Raw genomic sequence first — 24,757 nt, 5'->3', positions numbered from 1 at the left:
CGGACGATTCACCCCTGTTCATCAATGAGTGTAGCCCAGCCTGGCAGGAAGCAGCCAACCTGTCCGAAGCAAATCGTCGGAGTAGCCGGCTTTCCCTCAGAATAACCCGCCCGAATTCAGAAACTGCCGGATAACCGGCAATTGCTTCAGCATCGCCTTATCAACAATTCTGGGCAGGATGCCATTGATCACCACAAACAGCTTTTCCGGCCAACCCAGGAAACGCCGGCGATCGTCATTTTCCATGGCAGAAAGAATTTGCGAAGCCACTGCTTCAGGCGCGTCCATGGTATTGCCGAGGGCCCGGTTAAGCTCGTTTACTGCCTCTGGATTCATGTCCGTGGCGGTGGCCCGCGGTGCTACATAGATCACCTGGACCGGGGTATCGGCCAGTTCCCGTCGCAGCGCTTCGGTAAAGCCACGCAGCCCGAACTTGCTGGCGCAATAGGCGGTGTAACCGGGGAAACCGATGCTGCCAAAGGTGGAGCCCACGAACACAAGTGCGCCCTGGCCGGCTTTTTCAAACCTGGGTGTAAAGTGCCTGGCCACAATCATCGCTGACCGGAGATTGACGGTAATCTGGGCGTCCAGTTCGCTGACTGCCATAGTCTCCAGGCTGGCAAAGCGATTCTGGCCGGCACAGTGGATCACACCATCGATACCCGGGTAGGCGTCACTGAGACGAACCAGCTGTTGGTCAAGATCCGGCGCTGCCAGATCCAGGTGAACGAGCGAGACACCTTCACGGTGCTCAAGCTTTTCCGGATGCCGGGAGGCGACAATCACCCGGGCGCCGGCCCTGACCAACGGCTCCACCAGCGCCTTGCCAATACCGCCGGTGCCACCCAGCAGCAGGAAAATCCGGTCATGCAGCCTCATGGCGCTGCTCCTTGCGGTTCGCCGGCACAGGAATGAGAGGAATGCTGTGCAGCATATCGCCATAGAGCCGATAGACCATGCGCGCGGAATCGATGATCGCCTGCTGGTCATCGGCGTCGGTGATCTCGTTCATCAGGTTGCGGAAAAATTCGAAATGCTCCTGATCCAGAGCACCATGGGAGTATAGATAGCTGAAGGCCTCATCCGGCAGCCCGAGCTGTTTCTGGATCGCCTCTCCGAGCGGCGTCGCCAGCTCAATCGACGTGCCTTCAAGCACTTGAACCATGCCGAAAAACGCCGCCGGGTTTCCACGGTTAATGCGGTCGTAAAGGTAAGCGACCATCAGTTCGATGGAGGTATCGGGGGCGCCATGACGGATGGCCTCCTTATCTTCCCCGCAGGCCGCAAGGTCGTTGAGGATCCACTCATGGTGGCCGTATTCCTCCTCGATGTATTCCACCAGCGCCTTGCGTACGAATTCCAGACGCTCAGGCAGGCGGCCACCGCAGGCCATCATCAGAGGCACGGTGTGCTTTACATGGTGGTAAGCCTGGGTAAGAAACCAGGTATAGCCAGTCAGGTCGAAACGCCCCTCACGGATAGCCTCAATAACGGGCGCACCGGTTACGTGTGCGCGGGCTTGCGCAGTTTCGGACTGCAGTCGATCGAAAAATGCCATGAAAGATCCTCCTGGCGTGTGTGAGAAATCGGATTTGGATACGGAAAGATTCATGAAAACCGGAAACCCGCCAGCAAGCAGCGTCGGCAGGTCGGCCTGAATCTGCTGGCGTACAGGCCGTCCATTTGCCGTTACGTAGCCTTCAGCCTGACTCAGGGGCTGCCGCCGGATATAAACCCCTGACAGCCGGGCATAGTCCGGCAAGGTGTCATTCAGCAAGTCCAGCTGTGAGCGCAGCGCTTCTGGTGAGCGGCCATCAAGGACAACCACCAGGGCCGAGGGGCGGGGATCGCCATCGCCAAACACCACGGCCTGGCGCGCACCGAGCGCCTGAATCAGCTCACTCTCCAGCCACTCCGGGCTGATGTTGCGGCCGAAACTGGTAATCAGCAGGTTCTTGGCACGACCGCTCACTGACAGGAAACCCTCCGGATCCCGGGCACCCAGGTCACCGGTATCCAGCCACTCATCCCCAGCAGGTTCATCACCCAGATAGCCAAGATGGGTGTTGCCTCCGACCAGGATGTGGCCGCGTTCGTCCACCCGGACCCGAACATGGGAAAGTGGCTTGCCGACAGACCCTTCGCGTTCGGCCCCGGGTACGTTCAGTGCAACCACCGAACTGCACTCCGAAAGGCCATAACCCTCGTAAAGTGGCAGGCCGGCAACGCGGCCCCGGGCCAGCAAATCCCATGAAACCCGTCCACCGCCAACCGCCAGGAACCGGAAAGAATCGCTCTGAAGGTGTTGCTGCTCGGCCGCAGCGACCAGGGCCATGGCCAGTTCCGGCACCAGAATCAGGGATTGGGGCTGATGCTTGTTGATACCCTGCACCAGCCGTTCGATGTCCAGGCCACTGCTGCCGGTCATCCCAAGATCATGCAGGGGCGCGACTATCACCGTGCTGCCCATCAGCAATGGCAGATAAACCCCGGCGATATTTTCCAGCAGTGTGGCCAGCGGCAAGATGCAAAGATGCCGCTCAAGCTCAACGCCCTCCAGGCGCTCCTGCAATGCCAGCGTAGTGGCCGTCATCTGAGCCACCGACAAACAAACGCCCTTTGGGTTGCCGGTACTGCCCGAGGTGAAGGTGATTTTGGCAGTCTGCTCCGGCATCCAGGCCCCTGCAGCCGACACCGGCAGATGCTTTAACCAGACGCCATAGCCTATATGCTCACCGCCGTTGGGTGAGGCCGCAGACAGCAGGCAATCCAGGCCTGCCCGCTCAGTCAGGTGTTCCGTCTGGGAACGTGAGAAAAACACGGGCACGGGCACACACACCACATCGGCCATCAAACAGGCCAGATCCGCAAGAATCCAGGCCGCGGAATTGTCTCCGCACAAACCAACCCGGCGCACACCCAGTCGCGTCAGTTGGTCGGCCAGGGCACCTGCCGCGTGCATCATCTGGGCATAACTGAAGGCCGACTCCGGTCCCTGGAGCGCTGTACGGGAAGGATGGATATTCGCCCGGCGCGTCAGGAGTTCAGGCAATGTGGCCATAGGAACCTCCTGCCATCATCCCTGCTCCGAGAGTTCTCGGCTCAACCGGGGTGACCAGTCTGAGCAAGCCCGCTTCCCGAAGGGCAGCCAGGCTATCGGTGACACGAATGGCCATCACCACAGGATGATGATCGTAGTAGCGCCCCCAGCCCGCGCCTCCATCGGGCAACCGGGAAGGGTCAGCCGCGGCCAGAACCTTGGTGGCAATACCAAGGCGATGAAAACTGTTGCGCAACTGATCGGTACCAGTGCAAACCACCCAGTCATAGCCGGCCCCATCCAGCCACACCGACAACGAGGCAAACAGAAAGCGGCTGATACCGGCCTCGACGCCGGCCAGATGGGCAATCTCCGCAATCCGGTGACGCTCGACACCCGCAACCGGCATCACCGATTCCACCGGCACCGACAGGTAATCTTCCAGGAACAATGTCTCCAGCGCGGCATTTCGAACCCCCACAGCGGCCAGCAGACTGCCCTGGGCCGTGGTCAGGGCCAGAAGCGCCGGTATGCGCAGAGAAGGCTCGGCGCCATAGGCCTGCTGAAAGCGCCGACGGATAAACCCCGAGACGGTCTCGGCCATGGCCGTCCCCGGCCGGATCTCGTTAAACCAGCGACCGGCGCAACGGATGACCGGAACCACCTCCCCGGAATCCGGGGGACAACACGTGGACATCGTCATTGGGTCTGTCATAGAGGGCCTCCCTTAAGGAACGCCTCCCAGACTAGTGCGCCGGCCTTAACCGAGGCTTAAGAACAGCACGGAGTTTTCTTAAGCTGACCTTAAGGTTTCTGTGCCAGAATGTTCGCCAGATCAGTGACAGGAACTGCCATGCGGATATTGCTTGTAGAAGACGACCATCACCTGGCCAACACCATGCTGGGGATGCTCCGCAACGAACAGAATACGGTGGACTGGCTGGACGACGGCCAGCAGGCACTGAGTGCCCTGACCAGCGAACACTTCGACCTGGCGATTCTGGATCTCACCCTGCCGCGCGTTGACGGCCTGGACATACTCAAGGGTGCCCGCAGGCAGGGCGTTCAAACGCCGGTAATCATCCTGACGGCCCGGGCCGGCCTGGATGAAAAACTCACCGGCCTGGATGCCGGCGCCGATGACTACCTCACCAAACCCTTCGCCATGGCGGAGCTCAAGGCCAGAATCCGGGCAGTCACCCGGCGAGGCTCGCCGGTGCCGCAGAATGGGCTGACGGTGGGCCACCTGGTCCTCAACCCCGATTCCGGGCAACTTATCATTGGTGAGGAGACCACCACGTTACCCCGCAGCGAGTATCAGATCCTGCACTATCTGATGCGTCACCCCGATCAGGTTGCCACTCGCCGGCGTCTCGAAGAACAGCTCTACGGCTGGGACCACGGTGCCGAAAGCAACGCCCTGGAAGTGCATATCCATCACCTCCGTCGTCGTGTAGGCAAGGCCACCATTCGCACCATTCGAGGCGTCGGCTACCTGCTCGACAGCCAGGCTGCCGCCGGGGTAACGGAATGTCCCTGACCCGCACACTGACCCTGCTGGTTACCTCTACCGTTCTTCTGATCGCCCTGATTGCCGCGGCCTGGAGCTATATCGAGAGCAACCACGAACTTGAGGAGCTGTTTGACGCCGAGCTGGCACAGAGCACCCGCATTGTTCAGGGTCTGGTGCAGCACCTGGCCGACACCCAATCCATGGAGCAGCTTCCAAAAACCCTGAGGGAAACCCTGGAGCTACCCCTGGCCAATACCGGCACGATTGATTTTGAAGCCGATAGCAATGAAATCCTCCCGGGCGGTACGGGGCACAAGTACGAGAAAAAACTGGCGTTTGAAGTCTGGACCCCGGATCGTGAACCGTTGCTCGATACGCTCAAGGCCGATGATACCAAGGGGCTGACACCGGGCTATTCCTGGGCCGAGTCCAGCGGGCATCGATGGCGCGTGTTTACGCTTCAGGACCCGGCCACGGGATTCTGGATCCGAACCGCACAGCGGGAGGACATTCGCGAGGAGCTCAGCCAGGAGCTGGCCCTGGGCAACATCCTGCCGCTGCTGATTGCTCTGCCGCTGTTGCTGATTGCCGCCAGCGCCGCCATCCAGCTCGGATTCAGGCCGCTTTTAAAACTCGAGCGCCCGATCCGCAACATGGCCCCGGAAAACATCCACCCCCTGGACGATCGACAGGCACCTAGAGAGGTGGTCGGTCTGGTGCAGGCGGTCAATGGACTTCTGAGGCGCCTCAATCAGGCCCTTGAGCGGGAACGGCGCTTCTCGGCGGACGCAGCCCATGAACTGAGAACACCGCTGGCTGCGCTGCGACTGAATCTGGAAAAAGTCTGTGAGGACAATCCCGAGCAGTACCAGGACCTGATTCTGTCAGTGGACCGAATGGTCCATCTGGTAGAGCAGATGCTGCTGTTGAACCGGGTCGATTCCGGTGCCGATTTCACCCCGGACTACCACAACCTGTCCGAGATTGTGGAGCAGAGCATCGCCGATGTGGCACCGCTGGCCCTGAAAAAGAACATCGACCCTATGCTCCAGGACGATGCCGGCCAGGCTCTGGTGTGCTGTCACAGCGCGCTGATCAACACCCTGATGCGTTCCCTGCTGGCGAACGCCATCCAGTACAGCCCGGAGCACACGGTTATTGAGACCCGCCTGAAGCCTTCCGGCGAGGGTTACCAGATCACCCTGTGCGATCAGGGCCCCGGCATTCCCGCCGAGGAACGGGAACGGGCATTGAGCCGCTTCGTACGCCTGGATCAGCGCCTAGGCGGCGGTGCCGGCCTTGGACTCGCCATCGCCCGGCGCATCGCGGAACTTCATGGTGGCCAGCTAACCCTCAGCGACCGGCCGGATGGCAACTCAGGCCTGTGCGTCAGTATCTGGCTGCCGGCCCGTGCGACTTCCCGTCGCAAGCAGGCTTAAGGTTGCTTTAAGGTTTGAGGATGATACTCCGGCCCAGTTGAACAGGGCCATAAAACGGCCCGATTGATATTCCGTTTTGAGGATGTCGTTACATGGGTCAGGAAAGAACTCTGTCGCTGGTTATCCCGGCCAAGGATGAAGAAGCCAACATTGCCACCCTGCTGACCGAGGCTTACGGGGTAATGCGGGACTACCACGGTTTTGAGGTGGTGCTGGTGGATGATGGCAGCACCGACAGCACGCTGGATACCGCGGTGAGGACAGCCCGGGCCCTCGGTGGCCGGTTGTTAACGATCCGCCACGAGCGCAGCATCGGCCAGAGCGGCGCCCTGGCTTCGGGTATCCGCCGGGCCCGGAGCAGGCTGATCGTTACCATGGATGGCGATGGCCAGAACGATCCGGCCGACATTCCCGCCATGCTGCAGAAAGCAAACACCATGCGGAACCCGGATTTTTGCATTGCGGGCTATCGCAAAAATCGCAAGGACACCGCCTGGAAACGTTTCCAGTCCCGCCTTGCGAATCGCGTGCGGGATGCATTGCTTCATGATGGCGTGCCCGATACCGGCTGCGGCCTGAAGCTGTTTCCCCGGGAAACCTTTCTGAAGCTGCCCTGGTTCGACCACGGGCACCGGTTCATTCCAGCCCTGGTTCGGGGTGTCGGTGGCGATATCGCCATCGTGGAGGTGAACCACCGGCCACGCATTGCTGGCATATCCAAGTACAACGCCTGGAACCGGACCTGGGCCGGCATTCTGGATCTACTCGGTGTGCTCTGGTTGCTGCACCGTACCCGGGTTCCTGTCATCAGTACTGCGGCGCAGACTGATCCCAAGGCGGCGTCAGCGGAGCGCTCCTGATATGTTCAAGGGGGCCCGCTGGCTGGCCTTCGCCGCGCTGGTTCTGGCCAGCTATTTAACCATCCACAACGGCTGGCTCGACTTCATTGCCAACCAGAACGAAGTGGCGAACTATCTTCATAGCCATGGTTTTGGCGGATTAGTGATGATTACCCTCGCCGGTGCATTGTTTACCGGCCTTGGTGCTCCACGCCAGTTGCTCGCCTTCGTGCTGGGTTTCGCCCTGGGCGGGCTCAACGGGACGCTGCTGTCGACTCTGGCTGCCGCCATTGGCGCCACTGGCTGCTTCCTGACCGCCCGCTGGCTGCTGCGAACCCCGTTGAGCCGGCGGTTCAACCACCGGATGCAGCAGTTTGATCGCCTGTTCCGGGAACAGACGCTGCTAAAAGTCCTCATGGTACGTTTGCTGCCGGTGGGCAGTAACCTGGTAACCAACCTTGTGGCAGGCTGCTCCGGGATCCGCTTCTCACCGTTCCTGTTCGGCAGCACCCTGGGCTACCTGCCCCAGATGCTGGTGTTTTCCCTGGCCGGTGCCGGTATCGGCAATGCCAATGCCTATCAGCTTGCCGTGAGTATCGGCTTTTTTATTCTCGCCTCGCTGATTGGCGCCTTTCTCTATCACAACCAGAGGGCCAGAACGCTGGCCGATTCCGTTTCCGACTCTCTCTGAGACCGACCCATGCCTGCATCACCTTTCGTTCGCCACTTGCCGGACACCGTGTTCAACCTGTCCCGCAACCAACTCCTGCTAGTGTTACTGGCCTTCGCCGCGGTCGTGATTTTTACCGGGATCGGATTACGTTCTCCCTGGCCTGCCGACGAACCGCGATTCGCAGAAGTGGCCCGCGAAATGGTGGCCTCCGGCCAATGGCTGATCCCCATGCGGGGCGGCGAGTTCTACCCGGACAAGCCACCGATGTTCATGTGGAGTATCGCGTTTTTCTACTGGCTGACCGACAACCTCAAGATTGCGTTCCTGCTGCCCAATGCGCTTTGCAGCCTCCTGACACTGGGGCTGGTCTTTGATCTGGGCACCCGCCTGTGGAACCAGCGAACCGGTGCCATTGCAGTCATGTTGCTGATGCTTGCACCACAGTTCGTGATCCAGGCGCAGAAAGCCCAGATCGACGCCATGGTCGCCTGCTGGATTGCCGTTGCCTGCTACGGCCTGATCCGGCACTTTTTCACCGGGCCCGCCTGGGGCTGGTACTTCATCGGCTGGGCGTTTATGGGGCTCGGAATCATCACCAAAGGGGTCGGCTTCCTGCCGGCGCTGATGCTCATTCCCATTGTGGTCATGAAGCTTCGCGATCGCACACTGTTCAATGGAACACTCACCTGGCGCTGCGCACTGGGTCCGCTGGCCATGCTTGCCGTGGTTGCCGCCTGGCTGATTCCCATGGTGCTGTATGTCAACCATCTCGGCACCGAAGAGGCCCTGGCCTATCGGAACAATATCCTGTTCAAGCAGACCGGCGAGCGCTATGCCGACTCATGGGGCCATATCCAGCCCTGGTACTATTACCTCACCAGCGTGATCCCATCGCTCTGGTTTCCTCTTCCGCTGTTGCTGCTGGCCTTGATCCGGCCCCTGGCCGAGACCGCGCGTTACCGCCCGATTATTCCGGCGCTTCTGGGCTGGATAGTCCTGGTTGTTGTGTTTTTCAGCCTCAGCCCCGGCAAGCGCGGTGTTTACCTGTTGCCAGCGTTGCCCATGCTGGCGCTCATCCTGGCCCCGCTGCTCAGCAGCCAGAAACCGGCAGGCTGGTTTCCGCCGCTTCTGACAGGGTTGCAGTTCCTGCTCGGCATCGCGTTGATGGCGGTTGGCATCCTGGCCTGGAACGACCACCCCAAACTGGTTGAAAAATTGGCCGACTACAGCACCGATCCGGCCAAACTGCATGAGGCGGGGAGCTTTGTATTCGTCATCGGTCTGGTCTGGCTGATCAGTCTGTTCGGGTTCTGGCGCTCACGTGCGCTGGGGCGCATGTTCCTCGCCATGATGCTCACCTGGCTGCTTCTGAGCACCTGGGGCTATCAAATTCTTGAACCGCTTCGAACCCCTCGCAACATTCTGGCCGCCACAGAACAGCAGATCCCGCCTGGCGGGCAGCTCGGCATGATGGACTTCCGGGAACAGTTCCTGCTGTTTTCCAGGCGGGACTTCACCCATTTCAGCTTCTTTACCGGTCGGGAACAGGAAAACCGGAATGCCTGGCTATGGATGCAAGAAACCGCTAACAGCTATCTGCTTGTCGCCGATCAGATTGAGTTATCCTGTTTCACAAAAGAGGGTGCTGTTCAACTGGGTACAGCCCACCGCGACAGCTATCTTTTACTGGCCGATGAACAAATGAACCCCAGCTGTGCGTCGCCAGATAAGGTTAAGCGTTTTACCACGCCCAAGCCTGGCAGTTGGCAAGACTGAGCTGGCAATGCATTAAGGCCGATCAATGCCGTTAGCAGAAGAATGAACGATGAAAGAACATGAAATTAGGGCACGTCGGGAAGAAAACCGCGTTGATTCCGTAAAAATCGTGCGATCTCCCTCTAATGCGCACGAATGGGTCATACTCTTCAAAGATATTGAAGGGAAAACCTTTTTCCTGGTCTCTGAAGACGATCATGTCTGCAGCTACGCAAATCTGGATGCGACCGTCGAGGCACTGGACGCCCTGGGATTTGCACGGGCGGAAGTGCTGTTCTGAAAGGCCTTATCCGGTTTTGGGCAGGGTCACCGAGACCTGCAGTCCCTGCCCTCCCGGGCCAGCACCCAGCCGGACTTCGCCACCCATACCCCGAATCAGAGTACGTGCAATGGCCAGGCCCAGTCCTGCGCCACCGGTTTCCCGATTGCGCGACTGTTCCAGCCGATAAAATGGCTCGAAAACCCGCTCCCGTTCCGCTTCGGGAATACCAGGCCCCTGATCAACAATCGCGACAACCGCTTCTGTGTCTGTGGTTGCCAGCGTTACTTCCGCCTGCTCGCCATAATTCACTGCGTTCTCAATAAGATTGCGCAGGGCACGTTTGACGGCTTCGGGTTGCCCCTGGAGCACACATCTCGGACTGTCCTGGCAGTGAACCGCCAGACCCATCTCCTGGAGATCGCCGCATAGGCTGTCCAGCAAGGTCGCCAGATCATACCGTCGGTGCTGTTCCGTGGTGCTACCCCGGATGAAATCGAGAGTAGCTTCGGCAAGGTGCTGCATTTCCCTGAGGGAATCGAGAAGACGGTCCCTGTCCTCGCCCTCCGGCAGCATCTCCACCCGCAGCCGCATGGAGGTGATGGGGGTTCTGAGGTCATGGGCCAGGGCCGCCAGCAGCCTTGCCCGGTCTTCCTGGGCCCGGCCAACCTGATCCTGCATCTGGTTGAAGGCGCGGGTAACCTCACGAACATCCTCCGGTCCCTTTTCCGGAATCCGGACTTTCTCACCCCGCCCGAAAGCGTGGGCTGCCCGGCTCAACTCATTCATTGGCCGCAAGATTCGACGGACCGCCAGCAACAGGGTCAGCGTAAGCAGCACTGCAGTAATCCCAACGCTGGTCAGCGTGGCCTTTAACCACAACCAGGAGGGCGCCGGTGGCCGGGCCCGGGCGTTGAACCATTGGCCGGAGGACAAGGCCAGGGAAACACCCAGGACCGGGGGGCATTCGTGCCGGTCATCCCGATGGTCGTCCTCGTCATGGCGTTCTTCATCCTCGTGGTGCTCATCATCCTCATCGTCGTGCCGCTCACGGTCCCGATGGTCATCGCGATCCGGCAGGCAGTCGTCTTCGTCAGCTTCCATGGCCGTTCGAACCTGCTCCACGGGCAGATCCAGTTCCTCGGCCAGCCGGCGCGTCATGCCGGAAGCCCGATCCTCGGTCAGATAGGGCGCGGGATCGATGGAAAGCCGCAGGGTCGGGCTGGAGAGTGCCCGCAGGATACGCTCCTGCCGCTCCGGGTCCGTGGTATCGGCCAGAGTGTAGCCATCGGCCACCCGCTGTAGGACGTGTTCCAGACTGGCACTGCGCAACGCTCCCTGGCGCTCGCCAGCCAGAATAACGATGGTGATAATCTGGGCCACCAGCAGCACCAGAATCAGCAACAGCGCCAGCTGCCCACCGGCGCGCCGTGGCCACAGTCTCATTGTTCAGCCCCTTCGACCGCAGCAATCCACTGGTAGCCCCCGCCCCAGATGGTCTTGATCAGCCTGGGACTGCGGGCATCCGGATCGATCTTACGGCGCAGGCGGCTGACATGATTATCAATGCTTCGATCGAAGGCATCCGCCTCTCTGCCGAGGGTCAGGTCCATCAGCTGATCCCGGGACAGCACGCGGCCGGCGTGCTCCAGGAAGGCGAGCAAAAGTTTGTATTCCGCGGTACTCAGTGAGACCTCCACGCCTTCGGGATCCACCAGTTGATGGCGGTCGACGTCGAGCGTCCAGCCCTCAAACGTCAGAGACTGCCCGGCCATGGGGCTGCGTTGCGGTGGCAGCGCTGTGGTCCTGCGCAGAACCGCTTTTATCCGTGCCAACAACTCCCGGGGGTTGAAAGGTTTGGTGAGGTAATCGTCGGCGCCCATTTCCAGACCGACAATGCGATCGGTTTCCTCGCTCATGGCGGTCAGCAGAATCACTGGCAACTCGGTGTGCTCACGAAGATACCGGCAGAGGGTGAGGCCATCGTCGCCGGGCATCATGATGTCCAGCACAACCAGGTCGACAGAGTGCTGTCGCAACTGCCGCCTCATGGCATCGCCACCATCAGCCAGGAGCACGCGCAGGCCATGCTCCTGAAGATAGCGGCCGACCAGATCGCGAATGTCTCTGTGGTCATCAACCACCAGGATTGTGGGAGAGTCGCTCACTCGTTACTCCGTAGGATTACCGTCTGCCGTGATTATAGGGGAGTCGACTTCCCGCTTGGGCGCGATCTTGTCAAAAACCGTCGCAATTCCCGGCCTTGCGACAAGTTGCGACAAAGTCGGCGTATCACCGAGACAATTCTGCGACGTTTCCTTGGTGCAATAACTCCCGACCAACGATGACATTCAATCATGAGTGTCACCAACCAAGGAGTTCAACCATGAAGAAAACCACCACCATTGCCGCCCTTTCTGTAGCCGCTTTACTCAGTGCCACGCCCCTACTTGTCTCGGCAGATGATGACTACTGGGATGATGACCGCTACGAAGATCGCTACGAGAAACGCCGTGACGGCAAACCTATGGGTGCCGACCTCAAACAGTACAGCACCGAAGAAATGCGCATCATGGCCTATGGCCAGGCACTCAGACGCTTTGGCCCGGGCGTGAAGGTTTCCGTTGACGAGACCCCGGATGGCACCTATCGGGTGCAACTCCGGGATGCCGAACAGAACCTGATCCGGGAGCAGGAATTCAACCATTACGGCGCTCCGGTCCGCGGCGGCCGCCGGGACTGATAGCCAGCAGCCAGCGCGGGGCCCACACGTGCGCCCCGCCCCCCCCGTTAATCAAGGAGAATCACAATGACATTAATGGACGCTGACAACCGCTATGGTGCCGTTTCGCGGGCTGTGCACTGGATAATGGCGGTTCTGCTGCTGGTAATGCTTGCCAGCGAAGTCTGGTTTGAAGCTCTGGAGCATACCCTCTCGGAAGCCTCTCTTATGGTCTGGCACCAGACCCTGGGCCTGACCATTTTCGGGCTGGTGATCTTTCGCGGTCTCTGGCGCTGGCTTAACCGCGCACGACTGTCACCACCGGCGCACTGGGCCACCATGGCGAGACTGGGGCACATTGCACTTTACGCCCTGATGATTCTGATGCCGCTTTCAGGGCTGGCAACGTCTCTCGGCGAGGGCGATCCCGTCACCTTTTTCGGCTGGACAGTCTTTGGCTACGGCCCGGAAGTGGAGTGGCTGGAAGAGAGCGGCGAAGACGTGCACGAAATACTGGCCAACGTGTTGTGGGTAATGATTGGCTTACACGTGGCGGCCGCCCTGGCGCATCAGTATGTGCTGGGAGACCGGATCATGAAGCGCATGGCCTGACAGCCCGTAGTCGCGTTAAAAGCCCGTCTTCAGTCTCAAGCCACCGGCAGCGATTTGTCGCTGCCCCAGTCCGCCCAGGAACCATCGTAAAGAGACAGCTGGTCATACCCGGCCAGCTCCGCCGCCAGCAGAACAATGCAGGCGGTGATGCCGGAACCGCAGGAAAACACCAGTTGCTGCCCGTTTCCGGGCTGAAGGTTCGGAGCGAGCTGTTTGAACGTTGCCGCCAGATCACTGGCCGGTTTGAACCGATAACCGTCCAACACCTCGGTAAACGGAAGGTTGAGCGAATTCGGTATATGGCCACCACGCACACCCGGACGGGGTTCCGGGGCCTGGGCCAGGAACCTCGCCCGGGATCGCGCATCAATCACCGCTACCTGCTCGTCGTCCAGATGTTGAAAAACATACGCTGAATCCCGAACGCGGCTGCGGTCCAGACGGCCTGCCATATGGCCGGCGGAACCCGCACCCTGAACCGGAGCCGAAACCGTTTCTCGCCCCTCCGCTAGCCACTGCGGCAGGCCACCATCCAGAACGAAAACCCGTTCAAGACCCATCGACCGCAGAATCCACCAGGCCCGGGGAGCGGAATAGATCCCCTGGTTGTCGTAAAGCACCACCAGGCTGTCAGGCGTTATGCCCAGCCTGCGAATTTCCTGCGTGAACTGTTCCTCGGTGGGAAACGCATGGAGCTGGGACGATCCGGTATTGCAGAGTGTTCCCTCCAGATCGATCCGGTAACTCCCCGGTATCCACACCGGATGGTCATAAACGATCGGCTCCTTGCCAATAACCGTGGCCATACTAGCGTCGATCAGAACCAACCCTTCGTTATCGAGGTTTTCCTGCAGCCAGTCGGTGGTTACGAGTGGGGAAGCCATGGCGTGCTCCTGTCCATACCAGAAATAAACGGCGGACTGCGCAGCCCGCCGAATCGCCAGATCTTTCCAATTGCCCTCAGGAGGTAGCGGCGATCACCGAAATTTCCACCAGCAACTCCGGAGACGCCATCTGAGCCTGCACGCAGGCCCTGGCCGGCGCCGTACCTTCGGGCACCCAGTTGTCCCACACCTCGTTCAGAGCCTGGAAATCGGCCATGTCTGCCAGGTAGATCGTTGCCGACAGGATTCTGTTGCGGCTGGAACCGGCGGTCTCGAGCAGCTCGTCCACTTTCTCCAGCATCCCGGTTACCTGGGTATGAATGTCGCCGTTCCGGTCCTTGGCAACCTGACCGCAAAGGTAAGCGGTGCCGTTGTGTTTTACGATCTTGCTCATTCGGCTGTTGGTGGAAATACGTTCAATGGTCATTGTGATGGCCCTTTGGCTGGAAGTTAGCTGTTGCCAAGCATGTACGCACGAAGCTGCCGCTCCTCTCGCATAACATAGAGAACGAGAACCCGCTGCTCATCCTCACGATAAAATATGCGACACGGCTGAACCACTACCTCCCGGTATACCGAATCAGGGAGCTCTGGAGGAATCCTTCCGGATTGGGGAAAATCTTCCAAGCGCTCGGTCTTATCGAAAACTTCTTGGACCAGATGACTTGCGGCAGCAGGATTATCCAGAGCAATGTACTCGGCGATGGCATCCAGTTCTTGAAGGGCGGGCTCCGTCCAGATTACTTCAGCCATTTACTCATTTTCTCCCTGGCCTCACTCTGGCTGTACGTTCTTCCCTCAAGTACAGCACGCTCTCCCCGTGAGAGCCCCTCAAGCAGCTCAAGTCGACGCTGCATAAATTCGTAATCCTGCACATCAACAAGATAAGCCGATGGCTGGCCATGTTCAGTGATCAGTACCGGTTCTTTAGACCGGTGCAGGTCTGCCAGGATTTTGGTGGCTTGGCGCTTAAGGTTTGTAACAAGCTCAACTTTCATGGGCTCACCCTGATCCAAATTGGTAGTGATACTATAGTATCACTTTGTGGGTGAGACAATCACAGCTGACGCCAGGCTTTGCGGCGTGCCGGAGCGCCAGCGCAGGCGCGTCCGACAACAGCCACTTGTATGCCAGACGTGCAGCCGTTGGTTATGCCCTGGGCCCGATTTCAGATACAGAACTCCACGGACGAATATTCTTTAACTGATCCTCAAGGGCATCTTCCGCAATCTCAGTGTCGTAGGCTGCCTGAGCTCGCAACCAGTAGCCATTGGACAAACCAAAAAAGCGACAAAGTCGCAGGTCCGTGTCTGCGGTTATCGAACGCTTTCCAGCAATAATCTGGCCTATCCTCTGAGCAGGCACCCCAATCTCTTTGGCCAAGCGGTACTGAGAAATACCCATCGGCTCAAGAAACTCTTCCTTCAGTAACTCGCCTGGCGTTACAGCTTCAATGTTGCGCATGAGTTACCTCCTAATGGTAATCAACAATTTCGACATCTTCCGCGCCAGCCTTGGTCCATCGGAAGCAAACCCGGAACTGGCTGTTGATTCGGATGCTGTGCTGACCTTGGCGATCACCAAGCAATGGCTCCAACATATTCCCGGGCGGTACTTTAAGATCATCCAACTGGCTTGCAGCCTGGAGTTGCCGAATTTTCCTCAAAGCAACTCGCTCAAAATTGACGAAGCGTCTGACTCGGCGTCCGCTTGCCAGCTTCTCGGTATCCTTACACTTGAACGATATGATCATATGGGAATGATGACGCAGAGCGTTAATAACGTCAAGCGTTATTATGCGGCAAAGTAGGCTGAGAGCGGGGCATAACGCCACTCAGCACGCGCGGTTTCGGAATGGAGGCGCAGCCGCAATGCAGTAACCGTCGCCGTGGCCGGTATGGTTAGGCATTACTTTCAGCCTTGTACGAGCTTTCGAAGCTTTTCCACTTCGTCTACCAAAGGGTCTCGCTCACCTTCCGTGCCAATATACGGGCGTAAGTCAATGTGATTAGTTTCGTGAAACTCCTTGGTCCCAACAGACCGAAGATTTCTTGCAGGCTGATTTGTTTCTCCGAACTGAAAAAAGTCTTTGTCCATAGAAAGCCTCAGATTCTCTGCGGCAGTTTTCCCTGCGTTTTCAATTTTCAAGTAAAGAACAGTGGTGTGTGGTCTGACATAAGGAGTAACAGTGACATATGGCCTGAGCATGGCCTCAGATTGCTCTCTCATTGCAGTAACGGAAGCATCACTCGCCTTAGCCATTCTATGCGTCAAATATGCATAAATGGCAGTGATGAAGACCAGAATAGCCGTCAGGTAGTCGATTACTTACATAGGTTTCTCTCTATTGCCTAACAGCTAATTCAACGACAAATGACATCTATCCCAGCTTCACCTTTCCACCACTCGGCAGCATTAGATTTCGACGCTGTATCAAACAATTACCAGTTTTAAACCGTAGACGGGCCAGGGATAGGCGTCAATTTTCAACTTTTCGCCCGATCCCCTAATCGTGTATTCCCAAGCTCTTTGTGGTCCGTGATTTTGGCCTTCAGCCCGGCACAAACACCGGAAAACCATCCAGTTCAGCAGATAGCAAACGCTGGCCAAACAGGCTCTCAAGCGCCGAGGTAACGAGCATGTCGCGGGCGGGGCCCCAGCAGGCCTGGCCGTCGGGGTAAAGGAGGAGGATCTGATCGCACCATCGGGCGGCCAGATTCAGGTCGTGGAGGCACATGAAGACAGCCCGGTCGCAGGCTGCCTGTTGTCGCAGCAGCTTCATAACGGCAGTCTGGTGCTGTAAATCCAGATGATTGGTTGGTTCGTCCAGTAGCCAGATTTCCGGACTTTGGGTCATCAGGGTGGCAATGGCTACCCGCTGGCGTTCACCGCCGGAGAGTGTGTTCACCAGACGATCTTTCAGGTGGATCACGTCTAGCGCTTCCAGGGCCCGTTCCGCAATCGCCAGATCCTCACCACTCTCCATCTGCCAGGGTGACAGCCAGGGGTGGCGACCGATCAGGGCGGTTTCCAGCGCCGTTGCCGGGAATCCATCCTGCCGGTCCTGAAATACCAGGCCCATCCGTTGCGAGACGATCTTGCGGCGCATGTCGCGCAGCGGCGTGCCGTCGAGCAGCAGCTGTCCGCTTCGGGGCTCTCGCAATCCCGCCAGGGTATGTAGCAAGGTGGTTTTGCCCACACCGTTAGGACCAAGTACCCCCCAGACCTGTCCCGGTTCGATGGCCAGATTCAGGGGAACGCCGGAGGCACGCCCCGGAATGTCGATGATCAGCGCTTCGGTGGTCAGGCGTGTCATCATCTGCTCCTATACAGCAGGTACAGGAAGGTCGGGACGCCGATCAGCGCGGTGATAACCCCAACCGGCAACTGCTCCGGCGCAATCACCACCCGCGCCAGGGTGTCTGCCAGCACCAGCAGCGTGCCGCCCGCCAGTGCGCAGGCCGGCAGAATCAGTCGCTGATCGTTGCCCAGCACCAGCCGTAACATGTGCGGCACCACCAGGCCAACGAAACCCACCGAACCGGCCATGGTAACGGCGGTTGCAGTCAGCAGGCTGGCCATCAGGTAGATCGACCATTCCAGTGGCCGCACCGAAACGCCCAGCGCCGCTGCCTGCAGGGAACCCCGGGCCAACACGTTCAGGGCTCGGCCCAGCGGAAACACCATCAGGCATACCAGCACAAGTATGATCAGTCCCGGCCACGGGGTGGCCGCGTGGGAAAGGTCGCCCATCAGCCAGTACAGCATGCCCGGCAATCGGCTGGCCGGGGTCATCGCGAGGATCAGGGTAATGACGGCGCCCCAGCCGGCGGCGACCACCACACCGGTAAGCAACAGCCGCGAGGGCGTCCAGCTGCCACTGCCGTGGGCCAGACCAAAGACCAGCAAAGTCGCCAGCATGGCACCGGCGAATGCAGAACCTGACACCAGGAATCCGGCAGCACCGGCCAGCATGGCCAGTAACGCCCCAACGGCGGCACCACCGGACAACCCCAACACGTAGGGATCGGCCAGGGGGTTTCGTAACAACACCTGCATCAGCGCCCCAGCCACGGCCAGCAAACCGCCGGTCGCGAACGCGCTCAGGGTGCGGGGCAGCCGGAGCTCCAGAATCAGCGTTTGCTGTAACTCGGTGCCACTGCCGGTTATCACCCGCAAAGTGTCTTCAAAGCCGATGGTCGTGCTGCCGATGCTGACGGAGAGCAGAGCCGCCAGAAATCCTGCCAGCAACAGAACGAGGAGTGGTTTGTGAGGGCTAGAGATTGGCACGGGCCTGCTCCAGGGTCTGGCACAGGTGTCTGGCGCCGTCTGCCATACGTAGCGTAGGGCGCGCCAGCAGGTCAGGCGGCTCGAGGAAGAGGTTATCCGCGGCTACCGCTGCCAGGCCCGAGAACTCGCGCCAGGCTTCCAGCCACTGCCTGTTATCCGACGATCCGGCGGTGATAATGGCTTCGGGGTTGGCTTCCAGAACCGCCTCCCGGCTGATCCGTGGCACCAGTCTTGGTAGATCACCGAACACATTAACGCCGCCGCACAGGGTAATGGCCTTGCTGATCAGCTCGTTCCGGTTCACGGTCATCAGTGGCTGGTCCCATATTTGGTAGAACACCTTGACCGGTCTGGCATCGGCATACTGAGCGTTCAGCGTGGCCATTTCTGCGCGAAACACTTCGGCCCGCTCAGCGCCGAGCTCCGGTGAACCCGTCAGAAACGCCAGATCCGACACCGCCACGGCAATGTCGTCAAACGTTCGCGGAGCAAGCCAGAAAACGGGAATGCCAAGACCGGACAGCCGTTCCAACTGGCTGCGGGAATTGCCATCCACCCAGGCCACCACCAGGTCCGGTGCCAGCGAGACGATTGCCTCAAGGTCGAGGCGGTTGCTGTCGCCCACCTGCGGTAACTCCGCCGCCTCTGCCGGATAGTCGCTCCAGGCACTTACCGCCACCACCCTGTCACCGGCGCCTGCAGAGAACAACAGTTCGGTGGCGCCCGGTGACAAGGAGACAACGCGTCGGGCGGGTTCCGCCAGGCATACGCTCTGATCCAGCGCGTCGCTTACACAGTGCCCCTCCGCCTGTGCCAACAAGGGCGCAAGCAGAGACAGCACATACAATGCAGCGAGCCCGGGGTGTTTCATAGAGGGCGGGAGCCTCTCAGATCGGTGACTTTACTGCTGGAAATCATAGCGCACCGAAGCCATGAAGGTTCGGCCGGCGGCCAGATAATCGAAAGGCTCGAAGGTACCACTGTCAAAACCAATGCTGGTGGCGTATCGGCGGTCCAGCACATTATCCACCTTGAACGATGCCGACCAGCCTGGCTGGAAGTTCCAGGCGGCCCTCAGATCTACTGTGCCATAGCCGGGCAGCAGACTGGTATTCGCCGGGTCATTGTAGCGGTCGCTCTCGGCAATGAGGCTGGCTCCAACAGACCACTGCGCGAACAGGCGATCAATATCCAAACGTACATTCTTTTCCGCGCGGCGTGGTAAGCGTGCGCCGGTATCACGGTTCTCGGTATCCGCGTAGGTTACCGCTGCCGCCAGATTCCAGTCAGCCGTTTCAATGCCGGACGAGACCTCGACACCGCGGATTCTGGCGGTTTCGACGTTTTCCATGGTGCCCTCAAATGTCACTGGGTCAGAGACATAGGTAATCAGGTCTTTCACATCGTTCTGGTAGAGCGCGATGTCCCAGAACCAGTGGTCATATCGGCCGGAGAAACCCGCTTCGACCATCTGCCCCTCTTCCGCATCAAGGTCCGGATTACCGGTGTAGAACGGCACCGTCAGGTAGAGGTCATTAAAGGTTGGTGCCCGGAATGACGTGGCATAGCTGAGGCGAAAACGATGGGCCCCATCTAACTGATGGCCAAAAGCGATACCGCCCGTCTCTTCTTTGCCATAGGCTTCGTTGTCATCCAGGCGAAGGCTGACCATCAGGTCGGTGGCTCCGAAGTTCAGGCGGCCCTGACCAAAAACCGCGCTGTTGGTTCGGCTGTCTTCTGTGAAATTGCTGGTGCCGTCCACTTCATCCATCATGACTTCCGAGCCCAGAACCAGCTCATGAACACCGGCAGTCAGGGTATTTTCCCAGCGCGCTGAGCGAGACAGCGTGTCGAACGTGCTTGGATTGGCCCCGAACGTGTCCTGTTCATCGCGGGCTTCCGAGAACTGGATCCGTGTACGCCAGTAGTCACTGGCAACGGCTTCCAGATGAAGGCCCATGGCACGAATGGTGAAATCGGTATCACCGCCTTCATACTCGGTGTTGCCCTCGGACTGGAACACCGTGAGCCCGGCTCCGCCACCCTGATCAAAACGGTGACTCAGTTTCGCCAGTCCACCGGCATTGCGAAAACCCTTGTCTTCACCGCCAGCTCTCAGATTGGTGCCATCGGTGTCCGAATAGACGCCACTGGCGAGGAATGAGGAACGACCCTCCCGACCGGCCAAGCCTGCCGTAACCTCGCGGGTTTCATGGGAACCGCCTTTGATCTCGCCCCAGCCCTGGCGTCCGGCTTCCGGTTCCAGGGTAAACGCCTGGATCACACCACCCACGGCATCTGCGCCATAGAGGGAGCTTTTAGCGCCACGCACCAGTTCCACCCGTTCCATCAACTCCGGAGGCAAAAACTGCCAGGGCGGGATGCCGGCGGAGGCAGAACGCAGGCGGATACCATCGAGAAGAAGCACGGTACCTGAGCTTCCAGCGCCACGCAGGAATACGCTGGTGGTCTTGCCATAGCTGCCATCCGACACCACATTGATCCCCGGCTGCGCCCGCAGCAGGTCGCGGAATTCCGCGGGCTGTTGCCGATCAATATCCTCTTTCTCGATGACCGTAACCGAAGACAGACTCTCACCAACGGTTTTCGGCCCCAGTGTCGCGGTAACCACGATCGGATCCAGAGCATCGGATTCTGGGGCAGACTGGGCCGAAACGGCCAAAGGCAGGGCGGCCATGGAAAGGCCGGCCAGTAAAACAGGGCATTGAATTCTGAACATGAAGCTTGCTCCGCACTCCGCGCGCACCCGCACGGGAATCTGGTTTTCGTTGCGGAACAGGAAAAGGGCAGGCGGTAGACTGGTGTCAGGGAAGCGGAACCGGCATATCACCCACCCAGGTTGCCCACCGCAACATCGGGTGTTTTTCCAGGCCGGTCTCCGGGCTGGCAGGCGGAACCTGGGGTTCCCGGGCAATCACCTTCCCATGTCATGGCGACACAGTGGCGCACAGATTGCCGTTATCCTGCTTACCGTTGCGGGGGCAGCATCGGACTTGCGCTGGCAAAGCCAGGCTCACCGATTTCCCGTTTCACCCGTCGCGCTTTGCGACGGACACCTGAAAAAAGTGTGGCAAGGCTAGCAACACCCGTGAAAGCGGTCAATGAGATCCGTCAAAGGTCGGCATGGCCGCAGGCTTCTCCCACTGCTATATTCCTGTACTGACAATTACTTTCCTTCGCCAAAACAGGGAGTTTTATGCAGGCCGAGCTCATCGACATTCGCAATCACATGGCACAGCACCCGCCATTTGACGAGATGGCCGAAGAGCTGCTCGACAGGGTTGTGAGTGGCATCGAGGTGGTGTATTTCAAGGCAGGCTCGCCAATCCTCGAATTCGGCGAGGACAACCCCTGGCTCTTTTACGTCCGCAGCGGTGCGGTGGAGATCTACCGCCGGACCGGCGAGCTGTATAACCGGATCAGCGAAGGGGAGATCTTCGGGCAGTTTGGCCTGCTGATGAACAAGAAGGTCCGCTTTCCGGCAAAGGCTCTGGAAGACACCCTGGTCTACAAGATTCCGGCGGAAACCTTCCAGTACCTGTGGGAAAACGACGACAACTTCGCCGATTTCGTGGAAATTGAAGACCGCAGCCGACTCCGCTCTGCCCTCTCCCGACGGGAAAAATCCAACGAACTGATGACCTCCAAGGTCACCCGGCTGATTTCCCGGGAACCGGTTTCGGCGCCCTGTACCGTCCGGCTTCAGGAAGCGGCAAGGATCATGACCGAACACGGTGTCTCTGCCCTGTTATTGATGGATGAGGACGGCGAAAAGCCGAAGCTCAAGGGCATCATCACCGACCGGGATCTGCGTACCCGTGCGCTCAGCGAAGCACTGGCCTCGGAAACCCCCATCAGTGACATCATGTCGGAAGACCTGATCACCATTCGATCGAATATGTTCATATTCGAGGCGATGCTCACCATGCTGCACAACAACGTGCACCATCTTCCGGTGATGGATCGGGACGAGGTTCGGGGTGTGATTGCGCTGTCTGATATCGTGAAATACGAGAGCCAGAGCAGCCTCTACCTGGTCAGCAATATCTACCACCAGCAGGACGTGAAAGGCCTGAAGAAAATCAGCCGTGATGTTCGGGACAGCTTTGTCCGCATGGTCAACGAGGACGCCAACTCGCACATGATCGGCAGTGCCATGGCTGGAATCGGGCGCAGCTTTACCCAGCGCCTGTTGGAGCTGGGCGAGGAAAAGTTCGGGCCACCCCCCGTGCCGTACTGTTTCATGGCCCTTGGCTCCATGGCCCGGGACGAACAGCTGGTGGTCACCGACCAGGACAACGCGATGATCCTGGACGACAGCTTCGTGCCGCAGGAGCACGATGAGTACTTCCTGGCGCTTGCGAAGTTCGTCAGCGATGGGCTGGCCGAGTGTGGCTACACCTACTGCACCGGCGACATCATGGCCACCAACCAGAAATGGCGACAGCCATTGAGCGTCTGGAAGGCTTATTTCACCGACTGGATCGATAACCCGAAGGCCGAGGCTCTGCTTAACAGCAACATTTTCTTCGATCTGGACGGTATTTACGGGCAAACCGAATTTGCCGAACAACTGAAGACCCTGGTGGCCGACAAGGCCAGCAACAGCCAGCGGTTCCTGGCCATGCTGGCCCGCAATGCCCTGAACCGGACCCCTCCGATTGGTTTCTTCCGTACCTTTGTGCTGGAAGAGGATGGCAAACACCAGAAAACCTTCAACCTGAAACGCCGTGGCACCGCGCCACTTTCAGACCTGATCCGGGTTCACGCCCTGGCCTGCGGCTCACGGGCACAGAATTCCTTCGAGCGCCTGAAAGCCATCGGCAACACCAAGCTGCTGCTCGAGGATGACCTTGGCAACCTGAGGGATGCCCTCGAGTTCATTTCCATTGTTCGCATCCGGCATCAGGCACTGGCGATCGAAGCCGGGCGGGAGCCGGATAACAATGTCCGGCCCGAGGACCTCTCGCCGTTTGAACGCAGCCACCTCAAGGATGCATTCCAGGTTGTCAGCAACGCCCAGAAATTCCTGAAATTCCGTTACAACGCCCAGGTGGCCCGTAATGTCTGATGCCTCTGCTGGCGAGTCGTCCGTTCACAGCTTGCCCTGGCCTGAACAGTACCAGGCCCTGGCCGACCAGAGTAAATCGCCGATCCTGAAAGCCTTCTACGAGAGCGGATGCCCCTCGCCGGACACGCCGATCTCAGAGGTCCGGATGCTGGCTATTGATTTCGAGACCACGGGGCTTGATGCCAGCCAGCACTCCATTGTCAGCATCGGTCTGGTGCCCTTCACCCTGGATGGCATCCAGCTGGCCGACGCCCGGCACTGGGTGGTACGCCCGAAGCTGCCACTGCACCAGACTTCCGTGACCATCCACGGCATCACCCACAGCGACATCGACAAGGCACCGGATCTTGAGGAGATCCTTGAGGATTTGTTCAGCTATCTGAACGGTCGAATACCGGTGGTTCATTACCGGAACATCGAGCGGTCGTTCCTGGATGTCGCCTTGCGTTGGCGGCTGGGAGAAGGCATCCGGTTTCCGGTCCTTGATACCATGGCCATCGAAGCCCACCTCTATCCGGATCGCAACCCTTCCCGCTGGCAACGCCTGATGGGCAAGAAACCGGTATCGATCCGGTTGGCCGACAGCCGGCTGCGTTATGGTCTGCCCCATTATGCCGCCCATAATGCCCTGATTGATGCCATTGCCACGGCGGAGCTGTTGCAGGCGCAGGTGTTGCACCATTTCAGTCCGGCAACGGCCATCGGGGATTTGTGGATCTGACCTGGCAGTGAACTACCGGAAAGTCTGCCCCCGATAACGTCCCTTCACGCATACGCGGATAATGTCATGAACGTCCGCCCCTGCACCCCGGCGCTTGCGTGGCGACGTTGCGGTTTAGCCGTTAGAATGAATCCAAATTCCGGCACGAGGTTTCAGTGGCAGACAAGACCGTAACCAGGGCAACACCCGCCGACGCCTTCAAGCGGGCACGCCGCATGTGGCTCAAGGGTGAGCGCATTCACCTGGCGCCGCTGGCTGATGAACTCGGAATTGGCCGGGCTACCCTGTTTCGCTGGGTGGGCAACAAGGATCTGCTGATCGGCGAGATTCTCTGGTCCCTGTATGAACCCCTCTGGCGCCAGGCCATGGCGGAAACCCCTGGCGTGGGTGTGGACTACATCGTCGGTGTGTACCGGCGCACCAATTCAACCATTCTGCGCTTCGAGCCGCTCCGGCGATTCATCAACCAGGACCCGGAATACGCCCTGAAGATCCTCACCTCGTCCCAGTCCATCCTGCACACTCGCACGGTGGAAACCAATACTCGGATGCTGAAAGACCAGGTAGCAGCCGGGCACATCAAGCCGCCGATGAACATCTTCAGCCTGTCCTACTTCATGATCCGACTTGCGGAATCCTGCCTTTACAGCGACATCATCGCCGGGCGTGAACCCAGGGAGGCAGAATTGGAGGATGCCTGCACGGCCGTGCGGATTTTGCTTGGGGGAAAGGCCTAAGGCTTACTTACTTTGGTGGCTGGCCCCGAGGCGGGGTGTCTTTGGAGGATCTGTCGGATTACGGCTTCGCCTAATCCGACCTACATTTTAAACCTTACAGTAGGTCGGGTTAGGCAAAGCCGTAACCCGACACCAATCCGACCCACATTCTGGACCTTAC

27 protein-coding genes and 1 riboswitch are annotated in these 24,757 nt (G+C 59.2%); of the genes, 11 read left to right on the top strand and 16 right to left on the bottom strand.

Translation table 11 applies throughout. The features are described from left to right. Window positions 1-96: 96 nt before the first annotated feature. The 3 genes from ACESMK_RS02480 to ACESMK_RS02470 are packed head-to-tail and all read right to left on the bottom strand — an operon-like array spanning window position 97 to window position 3,755. On the bottom strand, window positions 97-879 hold the full coding sequence (locus ACESMK_RS02480; protein WP_372994921.1) for an SDR family oxidoreductase: 783 nt from the start codon (window positions 877-879) through the stop codon (window positions 97-99). Then, the gene (locus ACESMK_RS02475; RefSeq protein ID WP_372994919.1) at window positions 866-3,061 is read right to left on the bottom strand and encodes an AMP-binding protein; all 2,196 of its coding nucleotides are present in this window, start codon (window positions 3,059-3,061) and stop codon (window positions 866-868) included. The genes ACESMK_RS02480 and ACESMK_RS02475 overlap by 14 nt, the downstream gene beginning before the upstream one ends. Beyond that, complete coding sequence (locus ACESMK_RS02470) at window positions 3,045-3,755, bottom strand: thermostable hemolysin (protein ID WP_372994917.1); 711 nt, start codon at window positions 3,753-3,755, stop codon at window positions 3,045-3,047. The genes ACESMK_RS02475 and ACESMK_RS02470 overlap by 17 nt, the downstream gene beginning before the upstream one ends. 138 nt (window positions 3,756-3,893) lie before the next feature. On the opposite strand from ACESMK_RS02470, the gene ACESMK_RS02465 reads away from it, so the two are divergent. From ACESMK_RS02465 to ACESMK_RS02440, 6 genes are all read left to right on the top strand, one after another. Continuing rightward, window positions 3,894-4,580 carry a response regulator gene (locus ACESMK_RS02465; protein ID WP_372994915.1) on the top strand — a complete coding sequence of 229 codons (687 nt, stop codon included), beginning with the start codon at window positions 3,894-3,896 and terminating at the stop codon, window positions 4,578-4,580. Next, the gene (locus ACESMK_RS02460) at window positions 4,571-5,992 is read left to right on the top strand and encodes an ATP-binding protein (RefSeq protein WP_372994913.1); all 1,422 of its coding nucleotides are present in this window, start codon (window positions 4,571-4,573) and stop codon (window positions 5,990-5,992) included. Before ACESMK_RS02465 ends, ACESMK_RS02460 begins: the two co-directional genes overlap by 10 nt. 92 nt (window positions 5,993-6,084) lie before the next feature. Then, the gene (locus ACESMK_RS02455; protein WP_372994911.1) at window positions 6,085-6,852 is read left to right on the top strand and encodes a glycosyltransferase family 2 protein; all 768 of its coding nucleotides are present in this window, start codon (window positions 6,085-6,087) and stop codon (window positions 6,850-6,852) included. A gap of 1 nt (window position 6,853) precedes the next feature. Further along, window positions 6,854-7,522, top strand: a complete 669-nt coding sequence (locus ACESMK_RS02450; protein ID WP_372994909.1) for a TVP38/TMEM64 family protein — start codon at window positions 6,854-6,856, stop codon at window positions 7,520-7,522. A gap of 9 nt (window positions 7,523-7,531) precedes the next feature. Continuing rightward, the gene (locus ACESMK_RS02445; protein WP_372994907.1) at window positions 7,532-9,280 is read left to right on the top strand and encodes an ArnT family glycosyltransferase; all 1,749 of its coding nucleotides are present in this window, start codon (window positions 7,532-7,534) and stop codon (window positions 9,278-9,280) included. Window positions 9,281-9,329: 49 nt separating this feature from the next. Beyond that, window positions 9,330-9,560 carry a hypothetical protein gene (locus ACESMK_RS02440; protein WP_075195170.1) on the top strand — a complete coding sequence of 77 codons (231 nt, stop codon included), beginning with the start codon at window positions 9,330-9,332 and terminating at the stop codon, window positions 9,558-9,560. A 6-nt stretch (window positions 9,561-9,566) separates the two neighbouring features. On the opposite strand, the gene ACESMK_RS02435 is transcribed toward ACESMK_RS02440, so the two are convergent. Together ACESMK_RS02435 and ACESMK_RS02430 are read right to left on the bottom strand one after the other, a co-directional pair. Continuing rightward, entirely contained in the window at window positions 9,567-10,985 is a 1,419-nt protein-coding gene (locus tag ACESMK_RS02435; protein ID WP_372994905.1) for an ATP-binding protein, read from the bottom strand. Further along, window positions 10,982-11,707 (bottom strand): response regulator, encoded by a 726-nt coding sequence (locus tag ACESMK_RS02430; protein ID WP_372994903.1) that lies wholly within the window; start codon window positions 11,705-11,707, stop codon window positions 10,982-10,984. Before ACESMK_RS02430 ends, ACESMK_RS02435 begins: the two co-directional genes overlap by 4 nt. 218 nt (window positions 11,708-11,925) lie before the next feature. On the opposite strand from ACESMK_RS02430, the gene ACESMK_RS02425 reads away from it, so the two are divergent. Together ACESMK_RS02425 and ACESMK_RS02420 are read left to right on the top strand one after the other, a co-directional pair. Further along, window positions 11,926-12,282 carry a hypothetical protein gene (locus ACESMK_RS02425; RefSeq protein WP_372994901.1) on the top strand — a complete coding sequence of 119 codons (357 nt, stop codon included), beginning with the start codon at window positions 11,926-11,928 and terminating at the stop codon, window positions 12,280-12,282. A gap of 66 nt (window positions 12,283-12,348) precedes the next feature. Further along, window positions 12,349-12,873, top strand: a complete 525-nt coding sequence (locus tag ACESMK_RS02420; protein WP_372994899.1) for a cytochrome b — start codon at window positions 12,349-12,351, stop codon at window positions 12,871-12,873. A gap of 35 nt (window positions 12,874-12,908) precedes the next feature. On the opposite strand, the gene ACESMK_RS02415 is transcribed toward ACESMK_RS02420, so the two are convergent. The 11 genes from ACESMK_RS02415 to ACESMK_RS02365 form a co-directional block, all read right to left on the bottom strand. Next, entirely contained in the window at window positions 12,909-13,757 is an 849-nt protein-coding gene (locus ACESMK_RS02415) for a sulfurtransferase (RefSeq protein ID WP_372994897.1), read from the bottom strand. Window positions 13,758-13,833: 76 nt separating this feature from the next. Continuing rightward, entirely contained in the window at window positions 13,834-14,184 is a 351-nt protein-coding gene (locus ACESMK_RS02410) for a RidA family protein (protein ID WP_372994895.1), read from the bottom strand. A 23-nt stretch (window positions 14,185-14,207) separates the two neighbouring features. Then, a complete protein-coding gene (locus tag ACESMK_RS02405) occupies window positions 14,208-14,510 on the bottom strand; it encodes a type II toxin-antitoxin system RelE/ParE family toxin (protein ID WP_372994893.1) in 303 nt (100 codons plus the stop codon). Then, entirely contained in the window at window positions 14,498-14,755 is a 258-nt protein-coding gene (locus tag ACESMK_RS02400) for a type II toxin-antitoxin system Phd/YefM family antitoxin (protein WP_372994891.1), read from the bottom strand. Before ACESMK_RS02400 ends, ACESMK_RS02405 begins: the two co-directional genes overlap by 13 nt. A 151-nt stretch (window positions 14,756-14,906) precedes the next feature. Then, on the bottom strand, window positions 14,907-15,221 hold the full coding sequence (locus tag ACESMK_RS02395; protein ID WP_064229239.1) for a HigA family addiction module antitoxin: 315 nt from the start codon (window positions 15,219-15,221) through the stop codon (window positions 14,907-14,909). Window positions 15,222-15,231: 10 nt separating this feature from the next. Beyond that, window positions 15,232-15,510, bottom strand: a complete 279-nt coding sequence (locus ACESMK_RS02390) for a type II toxin-antitoxin system RelE/ParE family toxin (protein WP_372994889.1) — start codon at window positions 15,508-15,510, stop codon at window positions 15,232-15,234. Between the two features lie 161 nt (window positions 15,511-15,671). Continuing rightward, window positions 15,672-16,019 carry a hypothetical protein gene (locus tag ACESMK_RS02385; protein ID WP_372994887.1) on the bottom strand — a complete coding sequence of 116 codons (348 nt, stop codon included), beginning with the start codon at window positions 16,017-16,019 and terminating at the stop codon, window positions 15,672-15,674. Window positions 16,020-16,308: 289 nt separating this feature from the next. After that, window positions 16,309-17,073, bottom strand: coding sequence for an ABC transporter ATP-binding protein (locus tag ACESMK_RS02380; protein WP_372994885.1), 765 nt, complete (start codon window positions 17,071-17,073; stop codon window positions 16,309-16,311). After that, complete coding sequence (locus ACESMK_RS02375; protein WP_372994883.1) at window positions 17,073-18,047, bottom strand: FecCD family ABC transporter permease; 975 nt, start codon at window positions 18,045-18,047, stop codon at window positions 17,073-17,075. Before ACESMK_RS02375 ends, ACESMK_RS02380 begins: the two co-directional genes overlap by 1 nt. Next, on the bottom strand, window positions 18,034-18,918 hold the full coding sequence (locus ACESMK_RS02370) for a cobalamin-binding protein (protein WP_372994881.1): 885 nt from the start codon (window positions 18,916-18,918) through the stop codon (window positions 18,034-18,036). The genes ACESMK_RS02375 and ACESMK_RS02370 overlap by 14 nt, the downstream gene beginning before the upstream one ends. Window positions 18,919-18,948: 30 nt before the next feature. After that, complete coding sequence (locus ACESMK_RS02365) at window positions 18,949-20,787, bottom strand: TonB-dependent receptor plug domain-containing protein (protein WP_372994879.1); 1,839 nt, start codon at window positions 20,785-20,787, stop codon at window positions 18,949-18,951. A gap of 132 nt (window positions 20,788-20,919) precedes the next feature. Further along, a riboswitch (cobalamin riboswitch) is annotated at window positions 20,920-21,143 on the bottom strand. A gap of 121 nt (window positions 21,144-21,264) precedes the next feature. On the opposite strand from ACESMK_RS02365, the gene ACESMK_RS02360 reads away from it, so the two are divergent. The 3 genes from ACESMK_RS02360 (at window position 21,265) to ACESMK_RS02350 (ending at window position 24,597) form a co-directional block, all read left to right on the top strand. Continuing rightward, complete coding sequence (locus tag ACESMK_RS02360) at window positions 21,265-23,139, top strand: putative nucleotidyltransferase substrate binding domain-containing protein (protein ID WP_372994877.1); 1,875 nt, start codon at window positions 21,265-21,267, stop codon at window positions 23,137-23,139. After that, entirely contained in the window at window positions 23,132-23,860 is a 729-nt protein-coding gene (locus ACESMK_RS02355; RefSeq protein WP_372994875.1) for a 3'-5' exonuclease, read from the top strand. Before ACESMK_RS02360 ends, ACESMK_RS02355 begins: the two co-directional genes overlap by 8 nt. Before the next feature lie 155 nt (window positions 23,861-24,015). Continuing rightward, on the top strand, window positions 24,016-24,597 hold the full coding sequence (locus ACESMK_RS02350; protein WP_372994873.1) for a QsdR family transcriptional regulator: 582 nt from the start codon (window positions 24,016-24,018) through the stop codon (window positions 24,595-24,597). Window positions 24,598-24,757 lie beyond the last annotated feature (160 nt).

This window comes from Marinobacter sp., assembly GCF_041687235.1.
Classification (GTDB): Bacteria; Pseudomonadota; Gammaproteobacteria; order Pseudomonadales; family Oleiphilaceae; genus Marinobacter.
This window is presented reverse-complemented; position numbering and strand designations above follow the sequence as displayed.

What these genes read in the sequence shown, in the direction of transcription:
- ACESMK_RS02460 (WP_372994913.1), top strand. Translation starts at nt 4,571, where the DNA reads ATGTCCCTGACCCGCACACTGACCCTGCTGGTTACCTCTACCGTTCTT.
- ACESMK_RS02400 (WP_372994891.1), bottom strand. Translation starts at nt 14,755, where the DNA reads ATGAAAGTTGAGCTTGTTACAAACCTTAAGCGCCAAGCCACCAAAATC.
- ACESMK_RS02465 (WP_372994915.1), top strand. Translation starts at nt 3,894, where the DNA reads ATGCGGATATTGCTTGTAGAAGACGACCATCACCTGGCCAACACCATG.
- ACESMK_RS02385 (WP_372994887.1), bottom strand. Translation starts at nt 16,019, where the DNA reads ATGGCTAAGGCGAGTGATGCTTCCGTTACTGCAATGAGAGAGCAATCT.
- ACESMK_RS02365 (WP_372994879.1), bottom strand. Translation starts at nt 20,787, where the DNA reads ATGTTCAGAATTCAATGCCCTGTTTTACTGGCCGGCCTTTCCATGGCC.
- ACESMK_RS02390 (WP_372994889.1), bottom strand. Translation starts at nt 15,510, where the DNA reads ATGATCATATCGTTCAAGTGTAAGGATACCGAGAAGCTGGCAAGCGGA.
- ACESMK_RS02475 (WP_372994919.1), bottom strand. Translation starts at nt 3,061, where the DNA reads ATGGCCACATTGCCTGAACTCCTGACGCGCCGGGCGAATATCCATCCT.
- ACESMK_RS02455 (WP_372994911.1), top strand. Translation starts at nt 6,085, where the DNA reads ATGGGTCAGGAAAGAACTCTGTCGCTGGTTATCCCGGCCAAGGATGAA.
- ACESMK_RS02395 (WP_064229239.1), bottom strand. Translation starts at nt 15,221, where the DNA reads ATGCGCAACATTGAAGCTGTAACGCCAGGCGAGTTACTGAAGGAAGAG.
- ACESMK_RS02445 (WP_372994907.1), top strand. Translation starts at nt 7,532, where the DNA reads ATGCCTGCATCACCTTTCGTTCGCCACTTGCCGGACACCGTGTTCAAC.
- ACESMK_RS02440 (WP_075195170.1), top strand. Translation starts at nt 9,330, where the DNA reads ATGAAAGAACATGAAATTAGGGCACGTCGGGAAGAAAACCGCGTTGAT.
- ACESMK_RS02410 (WP_372994895.1), bottom strand. Translation starts at nt 14,184, where the DNA reads ATGACCATTGAACGTATTTCCACCAACAGCCGAATGAGCAAGATCGTA.
- ACESMK_RS02420 (WP_372994899.1), top strand. Translation starts at nt 12,349, where the DNA reads ATGACATTAATGGACGCTGACAACCGCTATGGTGCCGTTTCGCGGGCT.
- ACESMK_RS02405 (WP_372994893.1), bottom strand. Translation starts at nt 14,510, where the DNA reads ATGGCTGAAGTAATCTGGACGGAGCCCGCCCTTCAAGAACTGGATGCC.
- ACESMK_RS02370 (WP_372994881.1), bottom strand. Translation starts at nt 18,918, where the DNA reads ATGAAACACCCCGGGCTCGCTGCATTGTATGTGCTGTCTCTGCTTGCG.
- ACESMK_RS02355 (WP_372994875.1), top strand. Translation starts at nt 23,132, where the DNA reads ATGTCTGATGCCTCTGCTGGCGAGTCGTCCGTTCACAGCTTGCCCTGG.
- ACESMK_RS02425 (WP_372994901.1), top strand. Translation starts at nt 11,926, where the DNA reads ATGAAGAAAACCACCACCATTGCCGCCCTTTCTGTAGCCGCTTTACTC.
- ACESMK_RS02435 (WP_372994905.1), bottom strand. Translation starts at nt 10,985, where the DNA reads ATGAGACTGTGGCCACGGCGCGCCGGTGGGCAGCTGGCGCTGTTGCTG.
- ACESMK_RS02380 (WP_372994885.1), bottom strand. Translation starts at nt 17,073, where the DNA reads ATGACACGCCTGACCACCGAAGCGCTGATCATCGACATTCCGGGGCGT.
- ACESMK_RS02470 (WP_372994917.1), bottom strand. Translation starts at nt 3,755, where the DNA reads ATGACAGACCCAATGACGATGTCCACGTGTTGTCCCCCGGATTCCGGG.
- ACESMK_RS02415 (WP_372994897.1), bottom strand. Translation starts at nt 13,757, where the DNA reads ATGGCTTCCCCACTCGTAACCACCGACTGGCTGCAGGAAAACCTCGAT.
- ACESMK_RS02480 (WP_372994921.1), bottom strand. Translation starts at nt 879, where the DNA reads ATGAGGCTGCATGACCGGATTTTCCTGCTGCTGGGTGGCACCGGCGGT.
- ACESMK_RS02450 (WP_372994909.1), top strand. Translation starts at nt 6,854, where the DNA reads ATGTTCAAGGGGGCCCGCTGGCTGGCCTTCGCCGCGCTGGTTCTGGCC.
- ACESMK_RS02360 (WP_372994877.1), top strand. Translation starts at nt 21,265, where the DNA reads ATGCAGGCCGAGCTCATCGACATTCGCAATCACATGGCACAGCACCCG.